Here is a 24,576-nt window from a genome sequence, read left to right on the forward strand (position 1 = left end):
GTCGATGCGGGAACCCGCCGGTCGATGTTACCGGCGCTTCACGCGATAGACCGCAAGACTACCACGCCAGTTCGCGCCCCAACGGACCGACTGCCCGCCGTGCAGCACCACGCGATCCAGAATCTCGATGCCCACTTCCGGCGCGAGCGCCTCGAAGTCCTTGATCGTGAGCACGCGCACGTTCGGCGTGTTGTGCCATTGATAAGGCAGCGATTTCGACACCGGCATGCGTCCCTGAATCACCGAAAGCCGATGCTGCCAGTAACCGAAATTCGGAAACGACACAATGCATTCGCGTCCGACGCGCACCGTTTCGCGCAGGATCGCGGCGGTCTGATGGATCGTCTGCAGCGTCTGCGAGAGGATCGCGAAGTCGAAGCTGTCGTCTTCGAAGAGACGCAAGCCGTCTTCGAGATTCTGCTGGATCACGTTCACGCCTTTTTGCGCGCACGCGAGCACGCCGGCATCGTTGATTTCGATGCCGTAGCCCTTCACTTCCAGTTCTTCACCGAGCAGCGACAGCAGCGAACCGTCGCCGCAGCCGAGATCGAGCACCGTCGAGCGCGGTTCGACCCAGCGGGCGATCGCGCGAAAGTCCGAGCGCAGCGCGAGGGAATCGAGAGTGTGCTGGTTCATGCGCCGATCTCCGTGGCAATGCGTTCGTAGTAGGCGCGCATCAGATTGTGATAGCGCGCGTCGTCGAGCAGGAAGGCGTCGTGGCCGTGCGGCGCGTCGATTTCCGCGTAGCTCACCGTGCGCTTGTTGTCGAGCAGCGCCTTCACGATCTCGCGCGAGCGCGCCGGCGCGAAACGCCAGTCGGTCGTAAAGCTGGTGATGAGATATTTCGCCGATGTATTGGCAAGCGCTTTCGTTAGATCGCCGTCGAAGGCTTTCGCGGGATCGAAATAATCGAGCGCGCGCGTGATGAGCAGATACGTGTTCGCATCGAAGTATTCGGCGAACTTGTCGGCCTGATAGCGCAGATACGACTCCACTTCGAATTCGACATCGAAATTGAAGTTGTACGCGTCGAGCGCGCCTTCGGCACGGCGCAGCGCGCGGCCGAATTTCACGGCCATGTCGTCGTCCGACAGATACGTGATGTGGCCGATCATCCGCGCGACGCGCAAGCCGCGGCGCGGCTTCACGCCGTGCGCGTAGTAATCGCCGCCGTGGAAGTCGGGGTCCGAGAGGATCGCGGAGCGCGCCGTCTCGTTGAACGCGATGTTCTGTGCGGACAGCTTCGGCGTCGACGCCACCACGATGCAATGCGCGAGCCGCTCCGGATACATCATGCTCCACGCGAGCGCCTGCATGCCGCCCAAGCTGCCGCCCATCACGGCCGCGAAGCGCTCGATACCGAAGCGGTCCGCGAGACGCGCCTGCGCGTTCACCCAGTCCTCGACGGTGACGACGGGAAAGCTCGCGCCATACGGTTTTCCGGTTGCGCCGTCGATGCTCATCGGTCCGGTCGAGCCGAAACACGAGCCGAGATTGTTCACGCCGATGACGAAGAAGCGGTTCGTGTCGAGCGGCTTGTCGGGGCCGACCATGTTGTCCCACCAGCCGACGTTCTTCGGGTTATCGGCGTGAATGCCGGCGACGTGATGCGACGCGTTCAGCGCATGGCACACGAGCACGGCGTTCGAGCGCGCGGCGTTCAGTTCGCCATAGGTTTCGACGACGAGTTCGTAGTCGCCGAGCGACGAGCCGTTCTGCATCCGCAGCGGCTCGGTGAAGCGCATTGTTTGGGGAGTGACGATGCCGATCGATTCCATTCATTCCGCCTTTGACCTGGCGGCTAAACGGTGTCGGCGATGCGCTGCCTGAGAAATCGAGCGCGGCTGACGACCTCTTTAGCCGCATTTATAGTGAACCCCGCGAAAGATCACTGAGGTTCGCGCGCCCGCAATCGAGTCAGCAAATCGGCGCACTGTTCATGTTCGAGAAAATCTCGTTAGCGGGGAAGTATAGCGGAAAACGTCATAACGCCGTCAATAATGCCGCCATCTGCCGCGCCTTGGATGCGGCCCGCTTTAGCGTCTATATTGTCTAATCGCCTCGTCGTCCCGAGGAAAGGACATGAAACCGAGCCGGGTCAGACCGCTCAGTCACCTGAAGAGCCGCGCGGCCGAGATGATCCGCAATATCGTCGAGAGCCGCGAGCCGATGCTCATCACGCAGAACGGTGAAGGCAGGGTCGTCGTGCAGGATGTGCAGTCCTATGAAGACCTGCATCAGACGCTTGCCTTGCTGAAGATTCTCGCGATGGGACAGAAGACCATCGAAGCCGGCCACTGCGTGAGCGCCGGCGATGTCTTCGCCGAGATCGAGCGCATGGACCGCGAGGAAGGCTTCAAATGAAGACCGTTTTCCTGGATCCGGTGCGTCGGGATCTGCAGGATTTCCGGCGCTATGTCATCAACAAGTTCGGCGGCACGGCGTGGGCCGCTACGCGCAACAAGTTCGCGGAAACCATTGCCGAGATCGAAGCCGCGCCGCGCAACGGCTCGACGCCGCCCGAGCTCGTCGACTTTCGCATGTCGGGCTATTACGAAGTGCCGAGCGGCACCAACCGCATCATCTACAAGGTCGATGGCGACACGATTTACGTGCATCTCGTCGTCGATGCACGCTCGGACCTCGAAGACATACTCGCGCGCCGCTTATTTCGGATGTAGCGGCAATCGGCGCGATTGCGTCAGCGCGCGCAGCGAGCGCACCGTGCGATCCACATAGTGCGGCCGCCCGGAACCGGGCTTGCGAATCGACAGCCCGCCGTTCGACGTTTTCGCGACCGGCAGATGTCCGACGATCCACACGGTGCGAATCCCGAGCCGCCGATACGACTTCAGATGCCCGCGCGTGTCCTCGACGAGAATCGCGTCCTCGAGACGCACGTGCGCGCGGCGCATCGCGTGGCGGAGCATCGGCGCATCGGGCTTGGCGCGCCAATGGTGGCCGCTGCGCATGTCTTCGATGGCAATCACGCGCTCGAACAGCTTCGCGATGCCCAGTTCCGCGAGCACCGTGCGCGCGTAGAGCGTCGGCGCGTTGGTGAGCACGATCTTGCGTCCGGGCAGCGCGCGCAGCATGCGCGTGAGGCCGCGTTCGGCGCGCAGCATCGACGCAAGATCGGGAAACGTGTGCACCTCGTGCAGGAAGTCGGCGGCATCGACGCCGTGATGCCGCACGAGCCCGAGCAGCGTCGCGCCGTAACGCACGGTATAGCCGACGCGCAGCCGGTTCGCCTCGTCGACGTCGACGTTCAGGCGATCCATGATGTACTGCGTCATGCCGCGATTGATCGCCGGAAACACCGCGTGCGACGCGTGATGCAGCGTGTTGTCGAGATCGAAGAGCCAGACGGGGCCGCGCGTCTTGACGCGGCGTCGGCGGGAAATGCGTTGCGCGGTCATCGTGCGCCGTTATCGTAAGAACGCCCGCGCGAAGGCGGGCGTCTTTAGCAAGGGAACGAGCTCAATGCGAGCGGATCATCGTGCCGAACGGCTGCTCGGTCAGGATTTCGAGCAGCACCGAATGTTCGATGCGGCCATCGATGATGTGCACCGAGCGCACGCCGCTCTTCGCGGCATCCAGCGCGGACGAAATCTTCGGCAGCATGCCGCCGGAGATGGTGCCGTCGGCGAAGAGGGCGTCGATCTCGCGCGCGGAAAGATCGGTGAGCAGATTGCCTTCCTTGTCCATCACGCCGGGGATGTTCGTCATCATGACGAGCTTCTCCGCGTTCAGGACGACGGCGAGCTTGCCCGCGACGAGGTCCGCGTTGATGTTGTACGAGAGGCCGTCTTCGCCGAAGCCGATCGGTGAAATGACCGGGATGAACGCGTCGTCCTGCAGCGCCTTGACGACCGCCGGATTGATCGCCTCGACCTCGCCGACCTGACCGATGTCGATGAACTGGCCCGGATTGTCGCGGTCCGGCATCATCAGCTTGCGCGCGTGGATCAGGCCGCCGTCCTTGCCGGTCAGACCGACCGCGTGGCCGCCGAAGTGATTGATCAGCGTGACGATATCCTGCTGCACTTCGCCGCCGAGCACCCACTCGACGACTTCCATCGTCTCTTCGTCGGTGACGCGCATGCCTTGAATGAAGGTGCCCTGCTTGCCGATCTTCTTCAGCGCCTGATCGATCTGAGGGCCGCCGCCATGCACGATCACCGGATTGATGCCGACGAGCTTCAGCAGAATGACGTCGCGCGCGAAGCCCTGCTTAAGGCGCTCTTCGGTCATGGCATTGCCGCCGTATTTGATCACGACCGTCTTGCCGTGATACTGACGGATGTAGGGCAGCGCCTCGGCCAGGATTTCAGCCTTCAGGGTCGGCGCGATTTGCGTGAGGTCGGGTAGCTCGGACATGGCGGCAAATGAGGCGAGGAGCGTTTAAACACGCCGAATTGTACAGGACCGACGCTCCGCGGCAGGACGAATTGCCGCGGTCGCGCCACGTTTTCCGGCGGGCGTTCCGGCGTGCGATCATCGTTTCGGCAGATTGATGACAAGATGATGAACCCATCCACGGAAACGAACGAACGCGAAGCGCCGGGCGCGCAGGTTTGCGAACGCTGCGGCGCGACGTTTCGCTGCGGCGCGCTCGCGGGCGATGCGTCGTGCTGGTGCGCGTCGCTGCCCGCGTTGCCGCTGGATCGATTGCGGCCCGGCATTCGTTGTCTGTGTCCCGCGTGTCTCACAACGGAAGCCGGGCGCGGCACGACTTCCAGTTAGCAGAGCGCGTGCCGAGGTGCGACAAATCGCGCCAGATGTCGCAGCAGGCGGGATGCAAACGGGATAATGTCGCACGGAGCGCGCACGCGCTAACACGCACTCAATCAGATGCATCGCATAACCAACACCGGACGGGTCAATCTCGGCCATCTTTTCTGGCTTCGCTCGCTCGCGATCATCGGCCAGCTGACGACCATCGCCGTCGTCCAGATATTCTTCGGCGCGAAGCTTCCGCTGCCCGCGATGCTGCTCGTCATCGCGCTCGAAATGGTCTTCAACGGCCTCACTTGGATGCGCGTCGCGCGGGCGCGTCCGGAAACCAATCTCGAACTGTTCGGGCAGATGCTCGTCGACCTCGGCGCGCTGTCGGCGCTGCTGTTCCTGTCCGGCGGCGCGACCAATCCGTTCGTCACGCTTTATCTGCCGTCGCTCGCGATCGCCGCCGCCGTCCTGCCGTGGACGATGATGACCTGCCTCGCGCTCTTCGCCGTCACCTGTTACGCGCTGCTTAGTTACAACTATGTGCCGCTCAACATCGAGAATCCGGCCAATCTGTTCGATTATTTCCGCACCGGCCTGTGGGTCAACTTCATGGTGAGCGTCGTGCTGATCGGCTGGTTCGTCGCGCGCATGTCGCGGGCGCTGCGCGTGCGCGACGCCGCGCTTGCCGACGCGCAGCAGCGTCATCTTCGCGATGAACGGGCCGTCGCGCTCGGCGTGCAGGCGGCGACCGTCGCGCACGAAATGGGCACGCCGCTTTCGACCATCGCGATGCTGTCGGAGGAATTGCGCGATTCCGCCGCGCACGACAAGAACCTCGCGCCCTACGCGGCCGATTTCGAATTGCTCGAACAGCAGATGGCTTTGTGCACGTCCGCGCTCGCGCGCCTGCGCAGCCGCGCGACCGGGCCGTCGAGCCGCCAGGCGCTCGACGAGTGGCTGTCGAGTTTCATCGAGCAATGGCGTCTGCGGCATCCGCAGGTGAAATTCGCGCAAATCGACCGGACGCCCGCGGATGCGTCGATCGACGATGCCGTCGCCGTCGGACAGATTCTGACGATCCTGCTCGACAACGCCGCGCGCGCGAGCAGCGAATCGGTGACGCTGCAGGCGTCGGCGGAAACCGTCGACGAACTGGATTACGTGCGCTTCGACGTGTGCGACCGCGGTCCGGGCATTCCCGCCGCGCTGCGCGGCACGCTGGGCGCCGGACCGGTCGACAGCACGCAGGGCGGACACGGCGTCGGGTTATATCTGGCGTTCGCGGCGGCGGCGCGGCTCGCAGGTTCGATCGAACTGATCGACGGCAAGCCGCGCGGCACGTGCGCCGTGTTGCGCCTGCCGAATCGCGGCGCGGTGGCGGCGCCCGCGCAGACGGCAAGAACTGAACGAAGCGGCGCGGCCTGAACTCGAACTCAGGCGCACGCGAGCGGCATTTTGGAGAAGAAACACATGAGCGATACCAACTTCCTGATCATCGACGACGATGAAGTCTTTGCCGGCATTCTCGCCCGCGGCCTGACACGGCGCGGTTTCACGCCGCATCAGGCACACAATGCGGACGAAGCGCTGAAACTCGCCAACCAGCACAAATTCGGCATGGTCACCGTCGATCTTCACTTGGGCAACGATTCCGGCCTGCGCCTCGTCGCGCCGCTGCGCGACCTGCAACCGGACGCGCGCATTCTCGTGCTGACCGGCTACGCGAGCATCGCGACGGCCGTGCAGGCGGTGAAGGACGGCGCGGACAACTATCTCGCGAAGCCGGCGAACGTCGAGTCGATTCTTTCCGCGCTGCACGAGCAGGCGAGCGAGCAGACGGCCGAAGAGGCGATCGAGAACCCGACGTTGCTTTCGGTTGCGCGGCTCGAATGGGAGCACATCCAGCGCGCGCTTGCGGAGAACAACGGCAATATTTCCGCGACGGCGCGCGCGCTCAACATGCATCGGCGCACGCTGCAGCGCAAATTGGCGAAGAAACCGGTGCGGCAGTAAGGCGGATGACGCCCGAGGAAGCTCGGGCGTCGGTTCGATATCGATGCGTTCGAAAATCGCATCGACGAAAACGGGCGCCCAAAAAAAAGAACCGCCCAAGCCGGGTGCCAAGGGCGGAAATCGGAGAGTTGCAACGACATGCGCGTACATGGAACACGCATGGACAAAGCATACGTTGCAGCGTTGGGCGCCCAAATCAGAAAATTCCCAATTAGGAATTTGCTTAGGTTGTCTGCTACTTAGCAGCAATTTGCGGATTTCTTTCGGACGAGCTTTCGCGGTTCTTTCGTCCTCGTTTCAGCGTCCATTTCGCCGGCGTTATCTCCTTCATACGCGCTCAAGAATTTTGCAGCGAGCGCCGTAAAGCCACTCTGTGCGCGAACCGAAGTTTGCGCCGCGCCGTCCGCGGGCGTCGTCCGCGGGGCGTGAAAGAGGAGACTTCGATGAAATGGTTTGACCGCCTGTCCGTGCTCAGCAAGCTTTTGCTGTCTTTCGCGGTCGTGATTCTGTTCACTGCGTGCGTGGGCGCCACCGGCGTGGTTTCGCTCGCGAAGATGAACTTCCTGATCGAGGAAATCGGCGACCGTCACATGGACGGCCTCTATTGGGTCGAGGAAATCAACAAGCACAAGCTCAACACGGACCTCGCCGCCGCCAACCTCACTTTCGCCGACGATGCCGGCAAGGAAAAGCTGAAGGAAGGCATGGCCGGATCGCTCGACAGCATGCACCGCGCGTTCGAGCGCATGCGCCCGACGATGCGCTCGGCAGAAAGCCTCGCGCTCTACGATGCGGCCAGCAAGTCCGTCGCCGCGTGGGAAGACATCGTGCTGATGCAGATGGGCAAGAAAGCGATGCCCGTCGACGTCGATCAGATGGGCCTCATCGCGCGCGCGATCGCCGCGAGCGAGAAGGCGCGCGAATCGCTTGAGCGTCTCGCCGACTTCAAGCGCAAGCGCGCGACCGAGGCGCGCAGCAGCGCGGCATCGGAGTATGAAACGATGCGCGTCGTGATGCTCGCGCTCGTGTTCGGCGCGATGGTCGCGGGCGCGTTGCTCGCGGTGCTGATCGGGCGGCGTCTGTCGGCGCAACTCGGCGGCGAGCCGGCGTACGCGGCGGATATCGCCGACCGCATCGCGCGCGGCGATCTGGCGACGCGCGTCGCCACGCGTCCCGGCGACGACAGCAGCATGCTCGCGAGCCTCGGCAACATGAGCGCGAAGCTCGCGGACATCGTCGGCGGGATTCGGCATTCGAGCGATTCGATCCTGTACGCATCGCGCGAAATCGCGCAGGGCAACACCGATCTGTCGCAGCGCACGGAAGAGCAGGCGGCGTCGCTGGAAGAGACGGCGTCGAGCATGGAGCAGCTCACGCAGACCGTGCGGCAGAACGCGAGCAACGCGGACGAAGCGAGCGGGCTCGCGCGCGGCGCGTCGGATGTGTCGGCGCGCGGCAGCGAGCTCGTGGGCGAGGTCGTCGACAACATGCGCGAACTGGCGTCGGGCTCGAAGCGCATGACGGACATCATCGCGGTGATCGAGGGCATCGCGTTCCAGACCAACATACTCGCGCTGAACGCGGCCGTGGAAGCGGCGCGCGCCGGCGAGGAAGGGCGCGGCTTCGCGGTGGTCGCGGGCGAAGTGCGCTCGCTCGCGCAGCGGAGCGCGACGTCGGCGAAGGAAATCAAGGAGCTGATCGAAGCGTCGACGGCGCGCGTGGACAGCGGCGCGGCGCTCGCCGAGCGTGCCGGCGCGACGATGGCCGAAGTCACACAGGCCGTGCAGCGCGTGACGGACATCATGGCGCAGATTTCGTCGGCATCGCATGAGCAGAGCGCGGGCATCGAGCAGGTGAATCGCGCGGTCGCGCAGATGGACGAGGTGACGCAGCAGAACGCGGCGCTCGTCGAACAGGCCGCCGCCGCGGCGGGCGCGATGGCCGATCAGGCCGAGCAATTGAAGAGCGCGGTCGCGGTTTTCGAGCTGGAGCGCGACGTCTCCGGCGCGGGAAAAGTGTGACGCGTCGCGGGCATGCGACGGCCAAACGGTCGTAATATCGGCTCGCTTGCCACCCGAGAGCCCGCTCCGTACACTCGCGCCTGATTTTTTCAGATCGAGCGCGCCGCACGGAGCGGCGCCTCACCGCCGCCAAGGAGCCCCGCCGATGTCCGATTCCTATTTCCCGCGCTGGCCGGTCCAGCCGGACGCCCAGGAGGGTCGCGTCGTCGGGCCCGACCAGCGCCTCGCCTGGCCGCAGATGATCGCGATGGGCGTTCAGCACGTCGTCGCGATGTTCGGCTCGACCGTGCTCGCGCCGCTCTTGATGGGCTTCGATCCCAATCTGTGCATCTTCATGTCGGGCATCGGCACGTTGCTGTTTTTCGTGCTGGTCGGCGGGCGCGTGCCGAGTTATCTCGGTTCGAGCTTCGCGTTCATCGGCCTCGTGATCGCGGTGACGGGATACAGCGGTCATGGCCCGAACCTGAACATACCGGTGGCGCTCGGCGGGATCATTGCGTGCGGCGTGGCTTACACGATCATCGGATTGATCGTTGCGGCGGTCGGCACGAAGTGGATCGAAGCGCTGATGCCGCCGGTCGTGACGGGCGCGATCGTCTGCGTGATCGGGCTGAATCTCGCGCCGATCGCGGTGAAAGGCGTGATGGGCAGCAGCTTCGAATCGTGGATGGCGCTCGTCACCGTGCTGTGCGTGGGCGGCGTCGCGGTGTTCGCGCGCGGGATGGCGCAGCGGCTGCTGATCCTGATCGGTCTCGCGATCGCGTACATCATTTATGCGGCGCTCACGAACGGGATGGGCATGGGCAAGCCGATCGACTTTTCGATCGTCGCGAACGCTGCGTGGTTCGGCATGCCGCACTTCACCGCGCCTGTCTTCGAAGCCCCGGCGATGACGCTGATCGCGCCGGTCGCGATCATTCTCGTCGCGGAGAATCTCGGGCACATCAAGGCTGTCGGCGCGATGACCGGCAAGAGTCTCGACAAGTACATCGGACGCGCGTTCATCGGCGACGGGCTGGCGACGATTGCATCGGGCTTTGCCGGGGGCACCGGTGTGACGACGTATGCCGAGAACATCGGCGTGATGGCCGTCACGAAGATCTATTCGACGCTCGTGTTCGTGATCGCGGCGCTGTTCGCGATCGTGCTCGGGTTTTCGCCGAAGTTCGGCGCACTGATTCAGACGATTCCGGGGCCGGTGCTCGGCGGTGTGTCGATCGTCGTGTTCGGGCTTATCGCGGTGACGGGCGCGCGCATTTGGGTCGTCAACAAGGTGAATTTTTCGGATAACCGGAATCTGATCGTTGCGGCGGTGACGCTCGTGCTCGGGACCGGGGATTTCACGCTGAAGCTCGGTGGGTTCGCTCTCGGTGGCATCGGGACGGCTACGTTCGGCGCTATCATCTTTTATGCGCTGTTGCGGCGGCGGGGGGCGGGGGTGGTTTGAGGGCTTTTGCCGCTCGGTTTCAATTTCTTGGGTTTGAGAACATTGCGCTCGTACGGGGCGGCATCGGTGGATGACGTCCCTCAAACCGCGCAAGCGCGTCCGTCGCAGACGCGCTGGCTCAGCGATCGACGCGCCACAGCGCGCGTCGCCACCTCAGCCGATCCATCCGCTCTTCCTGATCGATTTCATCCCCCCGAACGCGCTCGCTCGTAGAACTCCTGAGTCACTGTGCGCCGCTTGAAGATCTGCGCAGCGGGCTGAACTATCAACAGAAAGACTAGCCCCGCGGCCGCGATACTCCAAAACCAGCCAGGGCTGAACTCGCCCGCTTCGCCCAGGATCAGCAGCAACACGGTCAGGCAAACGAAGCCGTATGAAGTCGACATTTGAATCAGGCTCAGGTTCGGCTCGACGGCGCGCGCGATCGGTGCATAGTCCTTGCCGATCAAATTCAGCCGGACACCCTCGGCGGCAGGCGTGACTACGACCTGCGGACCTTGCCCGTACTGCATCAATTCAGCCGCGAGTGCTTGCATCAGCAGCGGGCTGGCCGGTCCCGGAAGGCCGATTGCATGATCGAGGTCGTGCAAGGTCAATTCCGGCTCGCTGTCCTTCACCGCTGCGCGCATCACGTGGCCGTCGGGTTTGGACAGACCGCTCATCCACATGTGCTTCAGGCGCTTGACCGGTGTCGGCTCGGCAGTGACAAGCGTCTTGATGGCGTCAGGTATGTCGTCTGTTGTCGTGGGCATCGAGCGAAAGAGCCGCGCCTTGGGCTTGAGCTTCTTCTCGCGAAGCAGATTCCATGAAGCGAACAGCAGCGCGACGGCCGCTTCCGTGCAAGGTGCCGCGCCTTCCTCCTGAAGCTGACACGCGAGCAGAAGGCACAGGTCCGGCGTTCTCTTGCGCCGGTCATGGTCGTAGTCATAGCGGACGGTCTGGTTCGTCATCCACATATCGAGCAACGCCGAACACTCTTTCGCTTCGACGCGCGTCACAGCGATGTGCTCGAGGTTCGGCACTTCGAGCGCTTGCAGCACGCCGCGAAGTTGCGCGACGTGCGTCTCATGTGACGTCTGAAGCGCAATGTGGATGGTGCTTTTCCCTGCGAAGCGCGCGAGATGCGGCATCAACGGTTCGACAAGCTGCGTAAGCAACGCGGCGAAGTCGCGCTGCGCCAGCTTCGGCGATTTGCCGCCGTTCACCGGCGGCATACCGTCCAGCGCGGCCATGCGCTCAGCGAGTTGCACTTCAGGCGTCACCGTCACGGTATCGAGCAAGGCCAGATCCCAGCGCGCCCAATCACGCCAGTCGGCGAAATGGTCCTTGCACAGGTAGTTCCACCAGTCGACACCCTTGTTCCAATCCTCGTAGGACTGATACAGCAAGGCGCAGAACGCGCCCCACAGCAGTAAAGGCACCACCAACGCGAAGAGAAAGAACTTGCCCGATAAGATCGCTTCGCCCTGTTTCCAGTTCAGGATCGTGAGAATGAAGCCCGCGATGACGACAACGATTAGTGCAACGGCCGGAATCCACGGCGAAGGGTATTTCCAGTGCTTGAACTCGGGTATGGAAGGAATGCGCCAATCCATGCTCATGCGATGTCCATTCCTTGCGTCGTCGCTTTGACGATACTGCCGCATTGTGTGCGGCAACCGTCCGCGACGATATTGCGGCCGTGCTCTTCGTAGCCGTCACCGCATTCGATGATCGGGTTGTCGCCGTGCTCGGGGCACGTCACGATGTCGTGCAGTAGCGCGACCATGCGCCCGTCGATGTCGAATGAGGACGAAGCCGTTTTGACGACGCCACCGTGCGAAGTGGAATCGCCCTTGCGTACGGGTTGTTTCATGTTGGAATTTGGAACTGAAATGAGGATGCCGGAGCGGCATGCCCCGGCGTTGGTAAGGTCAGCGGCAAGTCACGCGCCGAGCCATTCCCAGTAGAGTTTCGATGTCTCCGCCACGTTGGGCGTGGGAAATGCCTCGCCCATGCGCACGCGGCGCGTATAGCTCGCAATCGTTTCGTCTGTGGGCTTCGGCACGTACTCCATTCTGCGAAGCACCCACGTCCCGTCACGCGTACAGGCGTCGGCGGGCTTGCACATGGTTGCGCGTGCGAGGTCCGCTTCCCATTCCCATTTGTCCCACGTGTTCACGTCGAGCTTTGGCGCTGCCTTGCCCGCTTCGAGCTTCGTCACGAACTGGCTGCGAGGGCCGAAGACCGAGACCATGCGGTAATAGCCGGAGTCGGCAACCATCGCGCCGGATGGAAGCGCTGACACCTGCTTGGCCTTGCGGGCTTCGAACGCTTTCCATTCTTCAGGCGTCGAGGGGTAGTCGCGGTCGAAGGTGATGCGGTACGGATTCTTATAGTCGGAATGGAATAAGACCTTGCCTCTGCGAGCGATAGCTTCGTCAGCGGTAATGCTTGTGCCCACCATCAGGTTCATGAGATAGATCCCGCGATTAATTTTCTGAGTCGGCACCACCAGGAACTTAAAGGAAGCTCGTCCTGGCGCAGCTATGGTGACGAACTCCTCTGGATATTCGGCTTTATTGATTATCGGTACCCCAACTAAATCTACGCTCCACCCGTGGTTTTTCTCAATGTCTGATCCTCCCACTGTAAGTTGAGTAGACCACCCTCCAGACGGATCCCACTGATCGGGGGTTTTCATTTTGAGCGGAAACTGTCCGCTGTTGATGAATGTGACGGAGACTAGAAGGCCATTATCTTTCTTTTCAATTCCTTCAACTCTTGCATCGAGCTTAACCAGCGCACGACTGTCCCGGTCGAAATTCTGTTGCATGCGCGCGCTGAACGAATGCAGTCGCTGAGACAATTCATCCGTAAGTTGTTCAGTTCGACCGGTATAGGCAATCTCTTTTCCGTCCTCAACGCACCGCACTGTAAATTGAGTTCCCGGCTCAGTGAGAATGGCATTCGGATTGAGATTTTTCTTCGCGCCAAGGCAAAGCTCTGTATGTAGGTTTCTAGCCTCAAGCAAATCGTCGCGAGAGATCTGCGTTCTTGTGACTCCAATTCCGACCACATCAGAGATGATGGTGTCGGAGAGCCCAATTTGAACCGTACCGTCCATCCACACTCCCACGCCATTGGAACCATTCTGCGTACCACTGAGCCTGGTAACACCGAAGCCTGGTCCCCTAGGGTACGGGGCTGGTTGTGCATGAAGATGTTGCATGATTAAAATAAGAAAAACTGTAGTGGTAAGGATTCTCAACCTAAGTTTGAAATTGAGCGGTAAGGAAAAGTTATGATTAGACATACCCTATCCTCCAATCTTTTTGCGACAGTTCCGAGAATTTCCTTGCGATGTATTCGAGGTGATACGGCGGTATCGTTGGGTTGCTAGTCCAAGCTCCTCCACCCATGAGCGTGGCCGAGCTTTCGAGTTGCCAGACTTGCTGTCCAGCGAAACTCGCACCGGTCGCGAAATCGATCTGGCCGTTCTTGATGTACCGTTTATGCACGATTCCGCCCTCAGCCCAATACTCATCAACGAAGTTGAAATTGTGACCGCATTCGTGCGCGATGACACTATCTCTTGCCGCTTCCACGAATGTCCCTGGCACGGATGAGTCGGGTTTCATATTCTTTTCGCCCCACGAAGTCGAGTCCGCGCGTGTCGCCGTGGTGAATAATCTAACCGTGTTTGCATCGTTTCCAGCATTGTTGTCGAAGAGGTTAACCATTAGATCAACCTTGAATTCGACTGCTACTCGGCAACCGCAAGCTGCATGTTTCGAGCATCCGTTCAAAATCAATATGCTTCGGTGCCGATTGAGTGTGGCCTCGATCTCCTGCTTCTTCGCTGCAAGAAAGGCGGGGGGCACGGCACTACGGTGCTGCATGACTAGGTTATTGTTGAAAATCTTTCCTGCTCCCGCGCGCACCCCGTAGTAATGGAGCATGCAATCATAGTGAACAACTTCCTTCTGTCCGCTTGTTGAGATAACCGGCTTCCCCGTGGCATCGACCTTGATAAGTTCAACCGGAGTCACTTTTATATGAACGCTTGCGTAGAGCGTTCTTTTCGCAGCGTCAAAATGCAGTGAAAAACTCGTTGCCTTGGGATATCCGGTAATCGTCGGGCTGCCTAAGTCATCGAGTATTGGTTGTTTGGATGCGTCGAGTTTTTCATAGGGTGCGGAGTCGAATGTTCCATCAAACTGACCCGTCATATCCTCGAACTGTCCGTCGCAGAAGACGGGACTATCTAGTTTCAGCGGTAGCGGATCATTTTGGATTGGCGACTTCGGTTCATGAGCGGAGTCATGATCCGCATTCGGATGGTTGGGAGAGTTGCCACTTATCGGCGGCTGCTCTATCTGCTCGATCGGCGTGGATCTCCTGCTACTGACCTTGCTGATCGGCTTTGGCGTAGCTACTGGCGCATTTGCAAACCCCTCCAAGCCCACCTCTTCAGCGGAAGGCGATACTTGCTCCGGGCGCGGATTTCCGCTCAGCCATGCGTTGCAGCTCGTCCTGAACGGCACGACGGTCGGCGAGAACGCCGGGCCACTCAGGTACAGTACTTCCGGCGCCCCCTTCTTCATCCCCGGCAGCTTGAGTTGCAACGGCTTTGCACTACCAAGCGTAATCGCGCCATCCTTCAACTCGACATACGCACCGCCGCATTCGAGCACGAGTTCCTTATCGGCGCGCACATGCACCGCGCCGTTCGCGCTCGTCACGATCACGTCCTTCTGCGCGGCAAGCGCCAACACGTCCGACTGAGCCTGAATCTCGATCGGCCCCTTGCCCGCGAACATGCGAATCCCCATCGTGTTCGCGAACAGCGACAAAACCTCACGCGCTGCAATCGTCACGTTCTTGAACGCGCTGACATTGAATCCGCGAGACGTCGCCACACTCACGTCTTTGCCCGCGCCGATCATCACGCGATCCGGCGTAGCGAGCCCGATCCCGTGAGGCGCGGACAGCGCAATAACCTGCTTCTTGATGTCGGCGAGTTCGTCCCGGAGCCATTGATTCTCGGCCTTCAAATCCGCGACTTCCGCCTTCGATGCAACCGCACCTTGCGCCAACGCATCGGCTTGCGCTTGTGTGCGTTCGAACAATGCCGTTGCACCGGCCGTATCCGTGATCTGTCCTTGCGCTTTGCTTTGCGCCTCGGCGGAAATCAACAGCCCCTGACCCGCTCGAACGGCTCCTTTCGCATCACTCCGAAGCTCAAAACCGAGTCCGCGAAGCTGGTCTCCGTTATTGACCGCATGACCGAGATTCAGTTGCGACTTACCCGGCTCCGTCGCAATCTTGATGTGTTCCTGATTCTCCCGATCCTCGACTTGAATCGTGTTATTGCGAATCGTGTGGATGACGACGTTACGCGTGCGCCACTTGTGTTGCTGATGAACCGGGTCGGTATCTTGCGAGTTATGCAGCGCATGCAGGATATATGGCAGATCCGGATTACCCGCGAAAAACGCGACGGCCACCTCCGTACCGGGTATATAGGGCATATGAAAGCCGCTCTGCCATTTCCCCGCGAAAGGCTTGCCGAGTCGCAGCAGACAGCTATTCAGACCCGCGACGCGTTTCTCTCGGTCATCGTGGAACTGAACGATATATTCGCCGTGCGGATCGATGTAAGGACCGCTATAACCTTCCGTCGACGCAATCGTTCCGGTTATCGTGCCCTCGATGCGCGGCCATTCCGACTCACGCAAAGGCATCCGATACAGGCGATCGGAAGGAATCGCGGTGAACTCGACCTTGTACCCTTGCGTGCGTGAAGCGCTGCACTTCATGCTCACGATCAACAAGCCATATTTCGCATCCGCGAGCGTGTGATTGGTGAACGCGATGACGGTGCCGGGCGTGGCATCCAGCGAATCGCCCGTGCCGCGATATTCGATCTGCGCGGCCTCCGCGGCTTCGCGACGCAATAGTGCTTCGCGTTGCGCATCCTCTTTGGTTTCAATAGCCAGACTGGCCGTCGACGCCTCGCCGTAAGTGCTGGTGTCGTCCGTCTTTGCGCGAATCTGTTCGGTCGCCTCGATCGGGTATGGCGCCTGCCGGTAGTTATAGCTGCGCACGTGATAGGCAGCCGGAATGCTCACGGCATGCATTTCCAACGACTTCACCGATTCCGCACCGTGCGTGTCCATGCCGGCTTCAGGACGGAACGGTAATCCAAACGCGCGATTATCACGCGCTGCATCACGGCGATAATGCGTGAAGTCATCGCCGAAGCGCACGACTTCGCAGTCTTCGCCTTCCTCGCAGACGAACCAGATGCCGGTGCGTTCGCACATCCGCTTGAGGAATGCCAGATCGGACTCTTGCCACTGCGTGACGATGCGCCGCTTTTGATACGTCCGATACAGCTTCATGTCCACGCGCGCCCAAATCTTGTTGAAGCCGTGCTCCTGCAAGAGTTGTTGCATGATCTCGGGCTCGCTCTTGTCGAAGAAGAAGCGAACCTTCGGCGTGTTTCGCAAAAGCGCGAGCCGCGATTCCAATACGACTTCGTAGACGCTCTGGCTCTTCGAAGTGGAGAGTTTGGAGAATCCCGTCACGACGCCGTATTTGTGACGTGGCGGTTCGGGTCTGAGTCGTCGCGGCGGCTGAATAAGCAACGAGCCGCGCTTGCCAAGATATTCACGCTGAGACAAATCGTGCGAGGTATGCGTGAACTGGATTGTGTAGCGGCTCTCGCGTCCGATCGCTTCTTCGCCCTCGATACTGAAAACATCGGCAGTGGCCGAACTCGGTACACTGCGCATCTCCAGAAAATAAGGTTGATGCTGTCCTCGAAAGGCATGGTCACGCCTTTCAAAGTATTCCTCTCTTCGATTCAAGTATTCCTCCTTCGTGGCTGAACGCACGTAACCGGCATAAAAAAAACCGCCGTTGGCGAGTCAGAAGCAGTGCTTAACTTCGGAGCGTCGTTGGTCCAGACGATGACGTACGCGAGAAGCCGCGCTTTCCTAGTCCGAAGTTGCCATTGTTTCCGATCAGACTCGTTAGCCCTACGAAGGGTAGCGCAAGCCGCTTGATATGTGTGTCAATTCTTGACGCACCGCCCTTGCGAAGATCAATCGCCCGCGCCGGACGAGAGAATCAGATTGTTCTTGCGCGCTCAGGCGAGGCGAGACAGTCGCAAAGGGAAAGCGTAACTCGCTTTAGCGTCTCGCGCGTTGCGAACTTTTTACTCAGCGTTAGTCGTATCTATTCGGGAATTCGCATGGCCCATGTAAGGAAGATAGAAAAATTCCTGCTTTGCGCCGCACAGAAACGAGGCCAATAAAAATCAAGATCGCGACAAGAAGCCCCAAACCCCTACGCCCCCGCCCCCCGCTTCCGATTCACAATAGCAGTCTCCGAAAGATCCACCTCCCGCATCAGCTTATTGAGCGTTTCATCGTTGATATGCTGCAACGAGCGCAGCTTCAGCAATTCCGCTCGCTCGGCCCGCAACGCCGCCATCTTCAACCGCGTCTCCACCATTTCGCTCTTCTTCGCGGCCTTGCGCGACGCTTCTTCGTCGCCGAGCGATTCCAGCCGTCTGCGATACATGCTCATCACGCGCGCGGTCGAATCGGCGCAACGCGCGGACGCGGCTTCGTCCATCTGTTCGATGAGCTCATCATGCGTATCGTCGATCGCGCGAATCGCGGCCTGCGCCGCGCGGCGACGCGCCATGCGCTCCTCCACCGCATGCGGATTCTTCTCGCGCTCGATGCCGCGCAGCATCAGCGGCAAGCCGACGACGGCGATCAGGAGCGACGCCAGAATCACCGCCGACGCGATGAAAATCGCCAGATCGCGCCCGGCGAGCGTCACGGGCAGCGACAGCACGCCCGCCAGCGTCACGGCACCGCGCACGCCGCCGATCGTCGTCAGCGCCAGCGTGCGAAAACCGGGCGCGGCGCTGTCGAGGCCCTGCTTCGCCGTACGGCGCGCGGCGACCCAGCGCAGCGAATACACCCACACGAAACGCAACGCATAAAGCGCGATCAGCGTCGCGAACACATAGCCGATGAGCAGCCCGACCTGCGCGTTGCCGTCGTGATGCGCCTCGATCAGCGCCTGCCCGATAATGTGCGGAAACTGCAGCCCGAGCAGGATGAACACCATGCCGTTGAAGACGAATTCGATCATCGTCCAGGTGCTCGTCATGCGCACGCGCACCGCGCTCGGAATGCCTTCGCGCAAGCTCTGGATGTTCATCATCATGCCCGCCGACACCGCCGCCAGAATGCCCGAGCAGCCAACGTGCTCGGCCATCACGTACGACGCGAACGGAATCAGGATCGTGAGGATGACGCCCGCGGCGGGATCGTCGTCGTCGGAGAATTTCAGCAGGCGCGACGAAATCTCGGTGACGGCCCAACTGATCGCCGCGCCGATCGCCAACCCGCCCGCCGCGATGATGAAAAAGCTGACCGTCGCGTCGCGCAGCGAGAACACGCCCGTCAGCGCGGCCGCGATCGCGAACTTGAGCGCGACGAGGCCCGACGCGTCGTTCATCAGCGCCTCGCCTTCGAGAACGTGCATCAGGTTCGCGGGAATCCGGTTGCGCCCGGCGATGCCCGTCAGCGCGACGGCATCGGTCGGCGAAAGCACGGCGGCGAGCGCGAACGCGATGGGCAGCGGCATCGACGGAATCATCGCGTGCAGGAAATAGCCGAGCACGCCGACGGTGATGAACACGAGCCCGAGCGCAAGCATCAGGATCGCGCGGCGCTGCATGTACAGCTCGCGCTTCGGTATGCGCCAGCCGTCCGCGAACAGCAGCGGCGGAATGAAGAGCAGCATGAAAAGTTCAGGATCGAACGTGACGTGCAGCGCGAAGCCCGGCCACGCGAGGCACGCGCCGATCGCGATCTGGATGAGCGGCAGCGGCAGCTTGATCGGAAGCAGGCTCAGTCCGAATCCCGAAAGCGCGACAGCCAGCAGAAGAATGAGGACGGTAAAAACGATTTCCATGTGTGCGCTACTGCACCAGACGCACGAACGGCTGTGCGCGCGGCGTCTAGCATTGTTTCGATGAGCGCAAAGTTTAGCGTTTGCTCGCGATGCGGGCAGCGGACGCGCCGCCGGCTTTCGCACCGCGACGGTGCGCGTGCACCTGAAATCGCCTGCTGACGGTGCACGCGGGACGCAAAACACCGGCTGCGCGCAGCGCGCTCTGCGCATGGAGCTTGCTTTACCGAAAGCCACGGGACAGAGAGACTCCCGGCGAGATCACCGAGGGCAGTTCTTATGACAATGGTATGGGGCATCACGCAGCCGAGTGCGTTTCGCCACGGCGTTCAGGCGAGGGCATCGGCATGATGATCGCAAATCCCGAGAAGACGACGGTTTCCGCGCGCAGCTTCGAGCTAGGCGTGACATCGGGCTTCGATCGCTATTCGGTCGAACACGGCGAGTTGACGTTATCGAGCGTCTTTCAGCCGGTGTTCAGTCTGTCGCACATGCGCGCCGTCGGATACGAGGGCTTGCTGCGCGCGCACGATGCGCTCGATCGCCCGGTGTCGCCGCTCGATGTGTTCGGGCAGGCATCGCGCGTCGGCGAGGCGTTGCAGATCGACCGGCTCGCGCAGGCGCTGCATCTGGAAAACTTCAGGATGCTCGGCGCGAAGGACGAATGGCTCTTTCTCAACGTGCATCCGGGCGCGCTGACCGAGCCGTATCACGCCGCCGCGCTGCTCGCGAATCTGAAGCGCCTGAATCTCGAGCCGCGCCGCGTCGTGCTGGAAGTGCTCGAGCAAAGCGCCGAGGATATCGAGCGGCTCGCGCTCGCGGTGCAGCAGTTCCGCGACCACGGCTTTCTCATCGCGCTCGACGATTTCGGCGCGGGGCATACGAACATCGAACGGATCTGGCAGCTCGATCCGGACATCGTCAAACTCGATCGCGTCATGCTTTCGCACGCCGGCCACAACGTTCACGCGCCGCTGTCCGCTCGCTCGCTCAAGCAGCGGCAGAACATGGAGGCGGTGCTGTCGGGCATCGTGTCGTTGCTGCATCAGGCGGGCAAGCTCGTGCTGATCGAAGGCGTCGAGACCGAGCACGAGGCGCAACTCGCGCTCGCGAGCGGCGCGGATTTCGTGCAGGGCTTTTTCTTCGCGCGGCCGCATCCGGGTCTCGCGGACAGCGCGCACGCGCAAAACGTGATCGGCGAGCTGACCGAGCGTTACCGACTGCAGACCGAAGCGCGCGAACGGCGCGTCGCGACGAGGCTTCAGCCGTATATCCGCGCGTTCGAGCGCGCGGCCGAGCGGCTCGCGGCGGGGGAGCCGCTCGAAGAAGTGTGCTGGAATTTCCTCGCGCTCGATAACGCCGCGCGCTGTTTTCTGCTCGATCAGAACGGCAAGCAGGCCGGCCGCAACGTCGTGCTGCGCGCCGACCGCGCCGCGCACGAAGCGCGCTTTCTGCCGCTCATCGATGCGCAGGGCGCGAACTGGCTGCGCCGTCCGTACTTCCGCGCGGCCCTCGGCGATCCCGAGCGCGTGCACGTGACGAAGCCGTATCTGTCGATCAACGAAGCGATGCCCTGCGTCACGCTCTCCGTGGAGACGCGCGCGCAGGGCAAGCGCTGCGTGCTGTGCGGCGATATCGACTGGCTGCCCGACGATATCGACTGATTACTTCGCCACGACGACCGGAATCCCCTTCAGCGATGCCGCGCCCTTCACCGAATCGATGGAGGCGCGCACCGCGTCGCCCGTCGCCGCTTCGATGTCGATGCGCGCCGCGATGTCGCGTTCGCTGCGCTTGACCATCGCGACGTTCGCGAGCTTGACGTGTCCGTAGCCGCGCACTTTCTCGAACAGCGCGGCGAGCGCTTGCACGTCCTTCGCGTTGTCGGCGTTCAGGCGGGACAAGGCGCGCGTCATGGTGATCTCGAAGTCGTCGGCGAGCTGACGCTCCATGCGGCGTTCGAGCGTGCGTCCGAAGACGTCGAGCGCGGTGCCTCGCAGCGCGCGAAACTTCGCGAGACCGCCGAGCACCGGCCACATCCACTGGCCGAACACTTTCTTCTTCGGCGCGCCGTGTGACAGAACCGGCGGCGCGAAGTTGAACTTCACCGCGTAATCCGAGCCTGCCGTGCCTTCGAACTGCGCGCCGAGCGCGGCGCGGAACGCCGGGTCCGCGTGCAGGCGCGCGACTTCGTATTCGTCCTTCACGGCGAGCAGCTTGTAGAACGAAATCGCGATGGCGCGCTTCACGTCCTCATTCGCCGATGCCTTCGCGAGCAGCGACCGATAGCGCCCGACGAACTTCTTGCCGCCATACGCGAGCAAGCGCGCTTCGCGATCGCCGATGAGTTCCGCGAGCGGCATATCCGCCATGACGATGCGCTTCTGCTGGGTCGATGCGGTCAGCGATTCGAGCGCTTTCATGTCGTGCGCGGCGAGACGGCCGATCGAAAACGCCAGCTTGTTCGCCGCGACCGCGACGTTGTTCAGTTCGAGCGCGCGCATCAACGCTGCGAGCGACAGCGGCACGAGGCCGAGCTGCCACGCGAAGCCGAGCATCAGAATGTTCGCGCCGATGGTGTCGCCGAGAAAACGCTGGGCGAGCGCTTGCGCGTCGCAACTGCGCATCGCGTCGTGCGCGGCGGGGCCGGCGGCGTGACGCATCTTGTCGAGCAGCGCATCCGCGTGAAGATTCGCTTCGGGGTTCTGCACGAAGCTCGCGTTCGGAATCGCGTGCGTGTTCACGACGATCTTCGTGCGATCGTGCCGCACCGTCTGCAGCGCTTCCGGGCTCGCGCCGACGACCATGTCGCACGCGAGCAGCAAGTCCGCCTGTTGTGTGTCGATGCGTACCTGATTGAGCAGCGCATCGGTCGCGGCGAAGCGCACGAACGACAGCACCGAGCCGCCTTTCTGCGCGAAGCCCATGAAATCGAGCACCGACGCGCTCTTGCCTTCCAGATGCGCTGCCATGCTGATGAGCGCGCCGACCGTCACGACGCCCGTGCCGCCGACGCCCGTCACGAGGATGTCGTACGGCGCGTTATCGAGCTGGCCTTGCGGCAGCGGCAAGGCATCGACGCGGCGCGCGAGTTCGGCGGGATCGAACGCGTGGCCTTCGGCCTTCTTGAGCTTCGCGCCTTCGACCGTGACAAAGCTCGGGCAGAAGCCGTTCACGCACGAATAATCCTTGTTGCACGACGACTGATCGATGCGGCGCTTGCGTCCCAGTTCCGTTTCCACAGGCTCGACCGACAGGCAATTCGATTGCACGCCGCAATCGCCGCAGCCTTCGCAGACGGCTTCGTTGATGAAAAGCCGCTTGTCCGGATCGGGAAACTCGCCTTTCTTGCGGCGGCGGCGCTTTTCGGCGGCGCACGTCTGATCGTAGATGAGCACGGTGACGCCCGGCGTGTCGCGCAGACGGCGCTGCACGTCGTCGAGCTCGCCGCGATGATGAAACGTCGTGCCGCGCGGAAACTGATCTTCGTGACCAATGTATTTCTCCGGCTCGTCGCTGACGACGACGAGCAGCGCGATGCCTTCGGCTTCGACCTGACGCGCGATCTGCGGCACGGAAATGCTGCCGTCGACGGGCTGGCCGCCCGTCATCGCGACGGCGTCGTTATACAGAATCTTGTACGTGATGTTCGCCTTCGCGGCCACGGCCTGGCGAATCGCGAGAATGCCGGAATGAAAGTACGTGCCGTCGCCGAGATTCTGAAAGACGTGCGGCGTTTTCGTGAACATCGAGTGCGACGCCCAGTCGACGCCTTCGCCGCCCATCTGGATGAGACCGGTCGTGTCGCGCTCCATCCACGACGCCATGAAGTGACAGCCGATGCCCGCCTGCGCGACCGAGCCTTCCGGCACTTTCGTCGAGGTGTTGTGCGGGCAGCCCGAGCAGAAATAGGGCGTGCGCTTCACGGCATCGGCGACATTCGACAGGATTTGCGGCGCGACCAGATCGACCACTTTGTCGCGGCGATCGAGCGCCGGCTTGTGACGCGCGAGCCAGTCCGCGAACACCGGCAACACGCGCGACGGACGCAATTCGCCGAGCGCGGAAAGCAGTTGCGCGCCGTCGCGAGCGTTCTTGCCGATGACGATCGGCCGCGCGCCGTCGACGCGGTTATACAGATGATCCTTGATCTGCTGCTCGATGACCGGGCCCTTCTCCTCGATGACGAGCACTTCGCTCAGACCTTCGACGAAGGTCTCGAGCCGCGTCGTTTCGAGCGGATACGACAGCCCGACCTTGTAGATCCGCACGCCCGCGCGGTCGAGATCGTCGACGGTGAGATCGAGGCGGCGCAGCGCTTCCATCAGATCGAGGTGCGCCTTGCCGCACGTCACGATGCCGACGTTCGCACGCGGGCTCGGCGCGATCCACTTGTCGATGCTGTTCGTGCGCGCGAAGTGGCGCACGGCCTCGATCTTCGCCGCGAGACGCGCTTCGATCGTGAGGCTCGGCAGATCGGGCCAGCGGTTGTGCAGGCCGCCCGCCGGCGGCGTGAAATCTTGCGGCGCTTGCCAGTCGAGCCTGAGCGCATCGAGATCGACGGTCGAGCCGGATTCGACCGTCTCCGAAATCGCCTTGAAGCCGATCCACGCGCCCGAAAAGCGCGACAGCGCCCAGCCGTAGATGCCGAACTCCAGCATGTCGGCGACGTTCGACGGATTCACCACCGGCATGTGCCAGGAGATCATCGTCTGATCGCTCTGATGCGGCATCGACGACGACACGCAGCCGTGGTCATCGCCCGCGACGACGAGCACGCCGCCGTGCGGCGACGAGCCGTACGCGTTGCCGTGCTTGAGCGCATCGCCTGCTCGATCGACGCCCGGGCCTTTGCCGTACCACATCGCGAACACGCCATCGACGGTGCGTTCCGCGTCCGATTCCACGCGCTGCGTGCCGAGCACGGCCGTGCCGCCGAGTTCCTCGTTGATCGCGGGCAAGAAGCGCACATCGTGCGACGCGAGCAGTTTCTTCGCTTTCCACAATTGCTGATCGACCATGCCGAGCGGCGAGCCGCGATATCCGCTGATGAAGCCAGCGGTGTTCAGGCCGGCGGCGCGGTCGAGTTCGCGCTGCATCAAAACGAGACGCACGAGCGCCTGCGTGCCGGTGAGGAAGATCCGGCCTTTCGTGGCGGAGAGGTTGTCGCCGAGTTGATAGTCCGACAGCGCGGGAGGAAAAAAGGCATCGGCGGGGACGCGCGCGTTCATGAGATCTCCGTGTCTTGTAGGTATGCGAGGCAATGCGACATTCTTTGCCGACAAAAGCGGAATGTTTTTGCTTACTCGCAGCGAATACCGTCGCGCCGAGAAACATCGGGCTGATTTTCGAGATACGCGAGAGAAATTTCCTCGATCTGTCCGT

Annotated in this window: 18 protein-coding genes; 8 read left to right on the top strand and 10 right to left on the bottom strand. The window is 62.0% G+C overall.

All coding sequences use genetic code 11. The annotated features are described in order from the left end of the window. Nucleotides 1–27: 27 nt before the first annotated feature. Together metW and QCE58_RS01690 are read right to left on the bottom strand one after the other, a co-directional pair. Nucleotides 28–636 (bottom strand): methionine biosynthesis protein MetW, encoded by a 609-nt coding sequence (metW, locus tag QCE58_RS01685; RefSeq protein ID WP_008352006.1) that lies wholly within the window; start codon nucleotides 634–636, stop codon nucleotides 28–30. Further along, nucleotides 633–1,778, bottom strand: a complete 1,146-nt coding sequence (locus QCE58_RS01690) for a homoserine O-acetyltransferase (protein WP_250520887.1) — start codon at nucleotides 1,776–1,778, stop codon at nucleotides 633–635. The genes metW and QCE58_RS01690 overlap by 4 nt, the downstream gene beginning before the upstream one ends. Before the next feature lie 304 nt (nucleotides 1,779–2,082). On the opposite strand from QCE58_RS01690, the gene QCE58_RS01695 reads away from it, so the two are divergent. Together QCE58_RS01695 and QCE58_RS01700 are read left to right on the top strand one after the other, a co-directional pair. Continuing rightward, nucleotides 2,083–2,364 (top strand): type II toxin-antitoxin system Phd/YefM family antitoxin, encoded by a 282-nt coding sequence (locus QCE58_RS01695; RefSeq protein WP_034470337.1) that lies wholly within the window; start codon nucleotides 2,083–2,085, stop codon nucleotides 2,362–2,364. Further along, the gene (locus QCE58_RS01700; protein WP_008352003.1) at nucleotides 2,361–2,681 is read left to right on the top strand and encodes a type II toxin-antitoxin system RelE/ParE family toxin; all 321 of its coding nucleotides are present in this window, start codon (nucleotides 2,361–2,363) and stop codon (nucleotides 2,679–2,681) included. The genes QCE58_RS01695 and QCE58_RS01700 overlap by 4 nt, the downstream gene beginning before the upstream one ends. On the opposite strand, the gene QCE58_RS01705 is transcribed toward QCE58_RS01700, so the two are convergent. Further along, entirely contained in the window at nucleotides 2,667–3,419 is a 753-nt protein-coding gene (locus QCE58_RS01705; protein WP_008352002.1) for a pyrimidine 5'-nucleotidase, read from the bottom strand. The two genes, QCE58_RS01700 and QCE58_RS01705, sit on opposite strands and share 15 nt — an antisense overlap. A 61-nt stretch (nucleotides 3,420–3,480) precedes the next feature. Then, nucleotides 3,481–4,380: an acetylglutamate kinase gene (argB, locus tag QCE58_RS01710; RefSeq protein WP_008352001.1), complete on the bottom strand. Its 900-nt coding sequence runs from the start codon at nucleotides 4,378–4,380 to the stop codon at nucleotides 3,481–3,483. Nucleotides 4,381–4,524: 144 nt separating this feature from the next. Between argB and QCE58_RS01715 the strand changes: the two genes are divergently transcribed. The 5 genes from QCE58_RS01715 (at nucleotide 4,525) to QCE58_RS01735 (ending at nucleotide 10,209) form a co-directional block, all read left to right on the top strand. After that, on the top strand, nucleotides 4,525–4,746 hold the full coding sequence (locus tag QCE58_RS01715; RefSeq protein ID WP_008352000.1) for a cysteine-rich CWC family protein: 222 nt from the start codon (nucleotides 4,525–4,527) through the stop codon (nucleotides 4,744–4,746). Between the two features lie 108 nt (nucleotides 4,747–4,854). Then, a complete protein-coding gene (locus QCE58_RS01720; protein ID WP_008351999.1) occupies nucleotides 4,855–6,153 on the top strand; it encodes an ATP-binding protein in 1,299 nt (432 codons plus the stop codon). 45 nt (nucleotides 6,154–6,198) lie between these two features. Further along, nucleotides 6,199–6,741 (top strand): response regulator transcription factor, encoded by a 543-nt coding sequence (locus QCE58_RS01725; protein ID WP_250480201.1) that lies wholly within the window; start codon nucleotides 6,199–6,201, stop codon nucleotides 6,739–6,741. A 443-nt stretch (nucleotides 6,742–7,184) separates the two neighbouring features. Further along, nucleotides 7,185–8,762 (top strand): methyl-accepting chemotaxis protein, encoded by a 1,578-nt coding sequence (locus QCE58_RS01730; protein WP_008351994.1) that lies wholly within the window; start codon nucleotides 7,185–7,187, stop codon nucleotides 8,760–8,762. A gap of 145 nt (nucleotides 8,763–8,907) precedes the next feature. Continuing rightward, nucleotides 8,908–10,209: a solute carrier family 23 protein gene (locus QCE58_RS01735; protein WP_034470340.1), complete on the top strand. Its 1,302-nt coding sequence runs from the start codon at nucleotides 8,908–8,910 to the stop codon at nucleotides 10,207–10,209. 185 nt (nucleotides 10,210–10,394) lie between these two features. On the opposite strand, the gene QCE58_RS01740 is transcribed toward QCE58_RS01735, so the two are convergent. From QCE58_RS01740 to QCE58_RS01760, 5 genes are all read right to left on the bottom strand, one after another. Beyond that, entirely contained in the window at nucleotides 10,395–11,810 is a 1,416-nt protein-coding gene (locus QCE58_RS01740; RefSeq protein WP_250480202.1) for a hypothetical protein, read from the bottom strand. Next, nucleotides 11,807–12,064 (bottom strand): PAAR domain-containing protein, encoded by a 258-nt coding sequence (locus QCE58_RS01745; RefSeq protein WP_250480203.1) that lies wholly within the window; start codon nucleotides 12,062–12,064, stop codon nucleotides 11,807–11,809. The genes QCE58_RS01740 and QCE58_RS01745 overlap by 4 nt, the downstream gene beginning before the upstream one ends. 69 nt (nucleotides 12,065–12,133) lie before the next feature. Further along, nucleotides 12,134–13,315 (bottom strand): hypothetical protein, encoded by a 1,182-nt coding sequence (locus QCE58_RS01750; protein ID WP_250520888.1) that lies wholly within the window; start codon nucleotides 13,313–13,315, stop codon nucleotides 12,134–12,136. 181 nt (nucleotides 13,316–13,496) lie between these two features. Next, nucleotides 13,497–17,063: a type VI secretion system Vgr family protein gene (locus tag QCE58_RS01755; protein WP_250520889.1), complete on the bottom strand. Its 3,567-nt coding sequence runs from the start codon at nucleotides 17,061–17,063 to the stop codon at nucleotides 13,497–13,499. A gap of 481 nt (nucleotides 17,064–17,544) precedes the next feature. After that, nucleotides 17,545–19,194, bottom strand: coding sequence for a Na+/H+ antiporter (locus QCE58_RS01760; RefSeq protein WP_250520890.1), 1,650 nt, complete (start codon nucleotides 19,192–19,194; stop codon nucleotides 17,545–17,547). 344 nt (nucleotides 19,195–19,538) lie between these two features. On the opposite strand from QCE58_RS01760, the gene QCE58_RS01765 reads away from it, so the two are divergent. Next, nucleotides 19,539–20,855 (top strand): EAL domain-containing protein, encoded by a 1,317-nt coding sequence (locus QCE58_RS01765; protein WP_008351986.1) that lies wholly within the window; start codon nucleotides 19,539–19,541, stop codon nucleotides 20,853–20,855. Here QCE58_RS01765 and QCE58_RS01770 read toward each other — a convergent pair whose 3' ends face one another. Further along, a complete protein-coding gene (locus QCE58_RS01770; protein ID WP_250520891.1) occupies nucleotides 20,856–24,422 on the bottom strand; it encodes an indolepyruvate ferredoxin oxidoreductase family protein in 3,567 nt (1,188 codons plus the stop codon). Between the last annotated feature and the right edge of the window lie 154 nt (nucleotides 24,423–24,576).

Origin of the sequence: Caballeronia sp. LZ028, from assembly GCF_031451415.1 — a bacterium.
GTDB classification, from domain to species: domain Bacteria; phylum Pseudomonadota; class Gammaproteobacteria; order Burkholderiales; family Burkholderiaceae; genus Caballeronia; species Caballeronia zhejiangensis.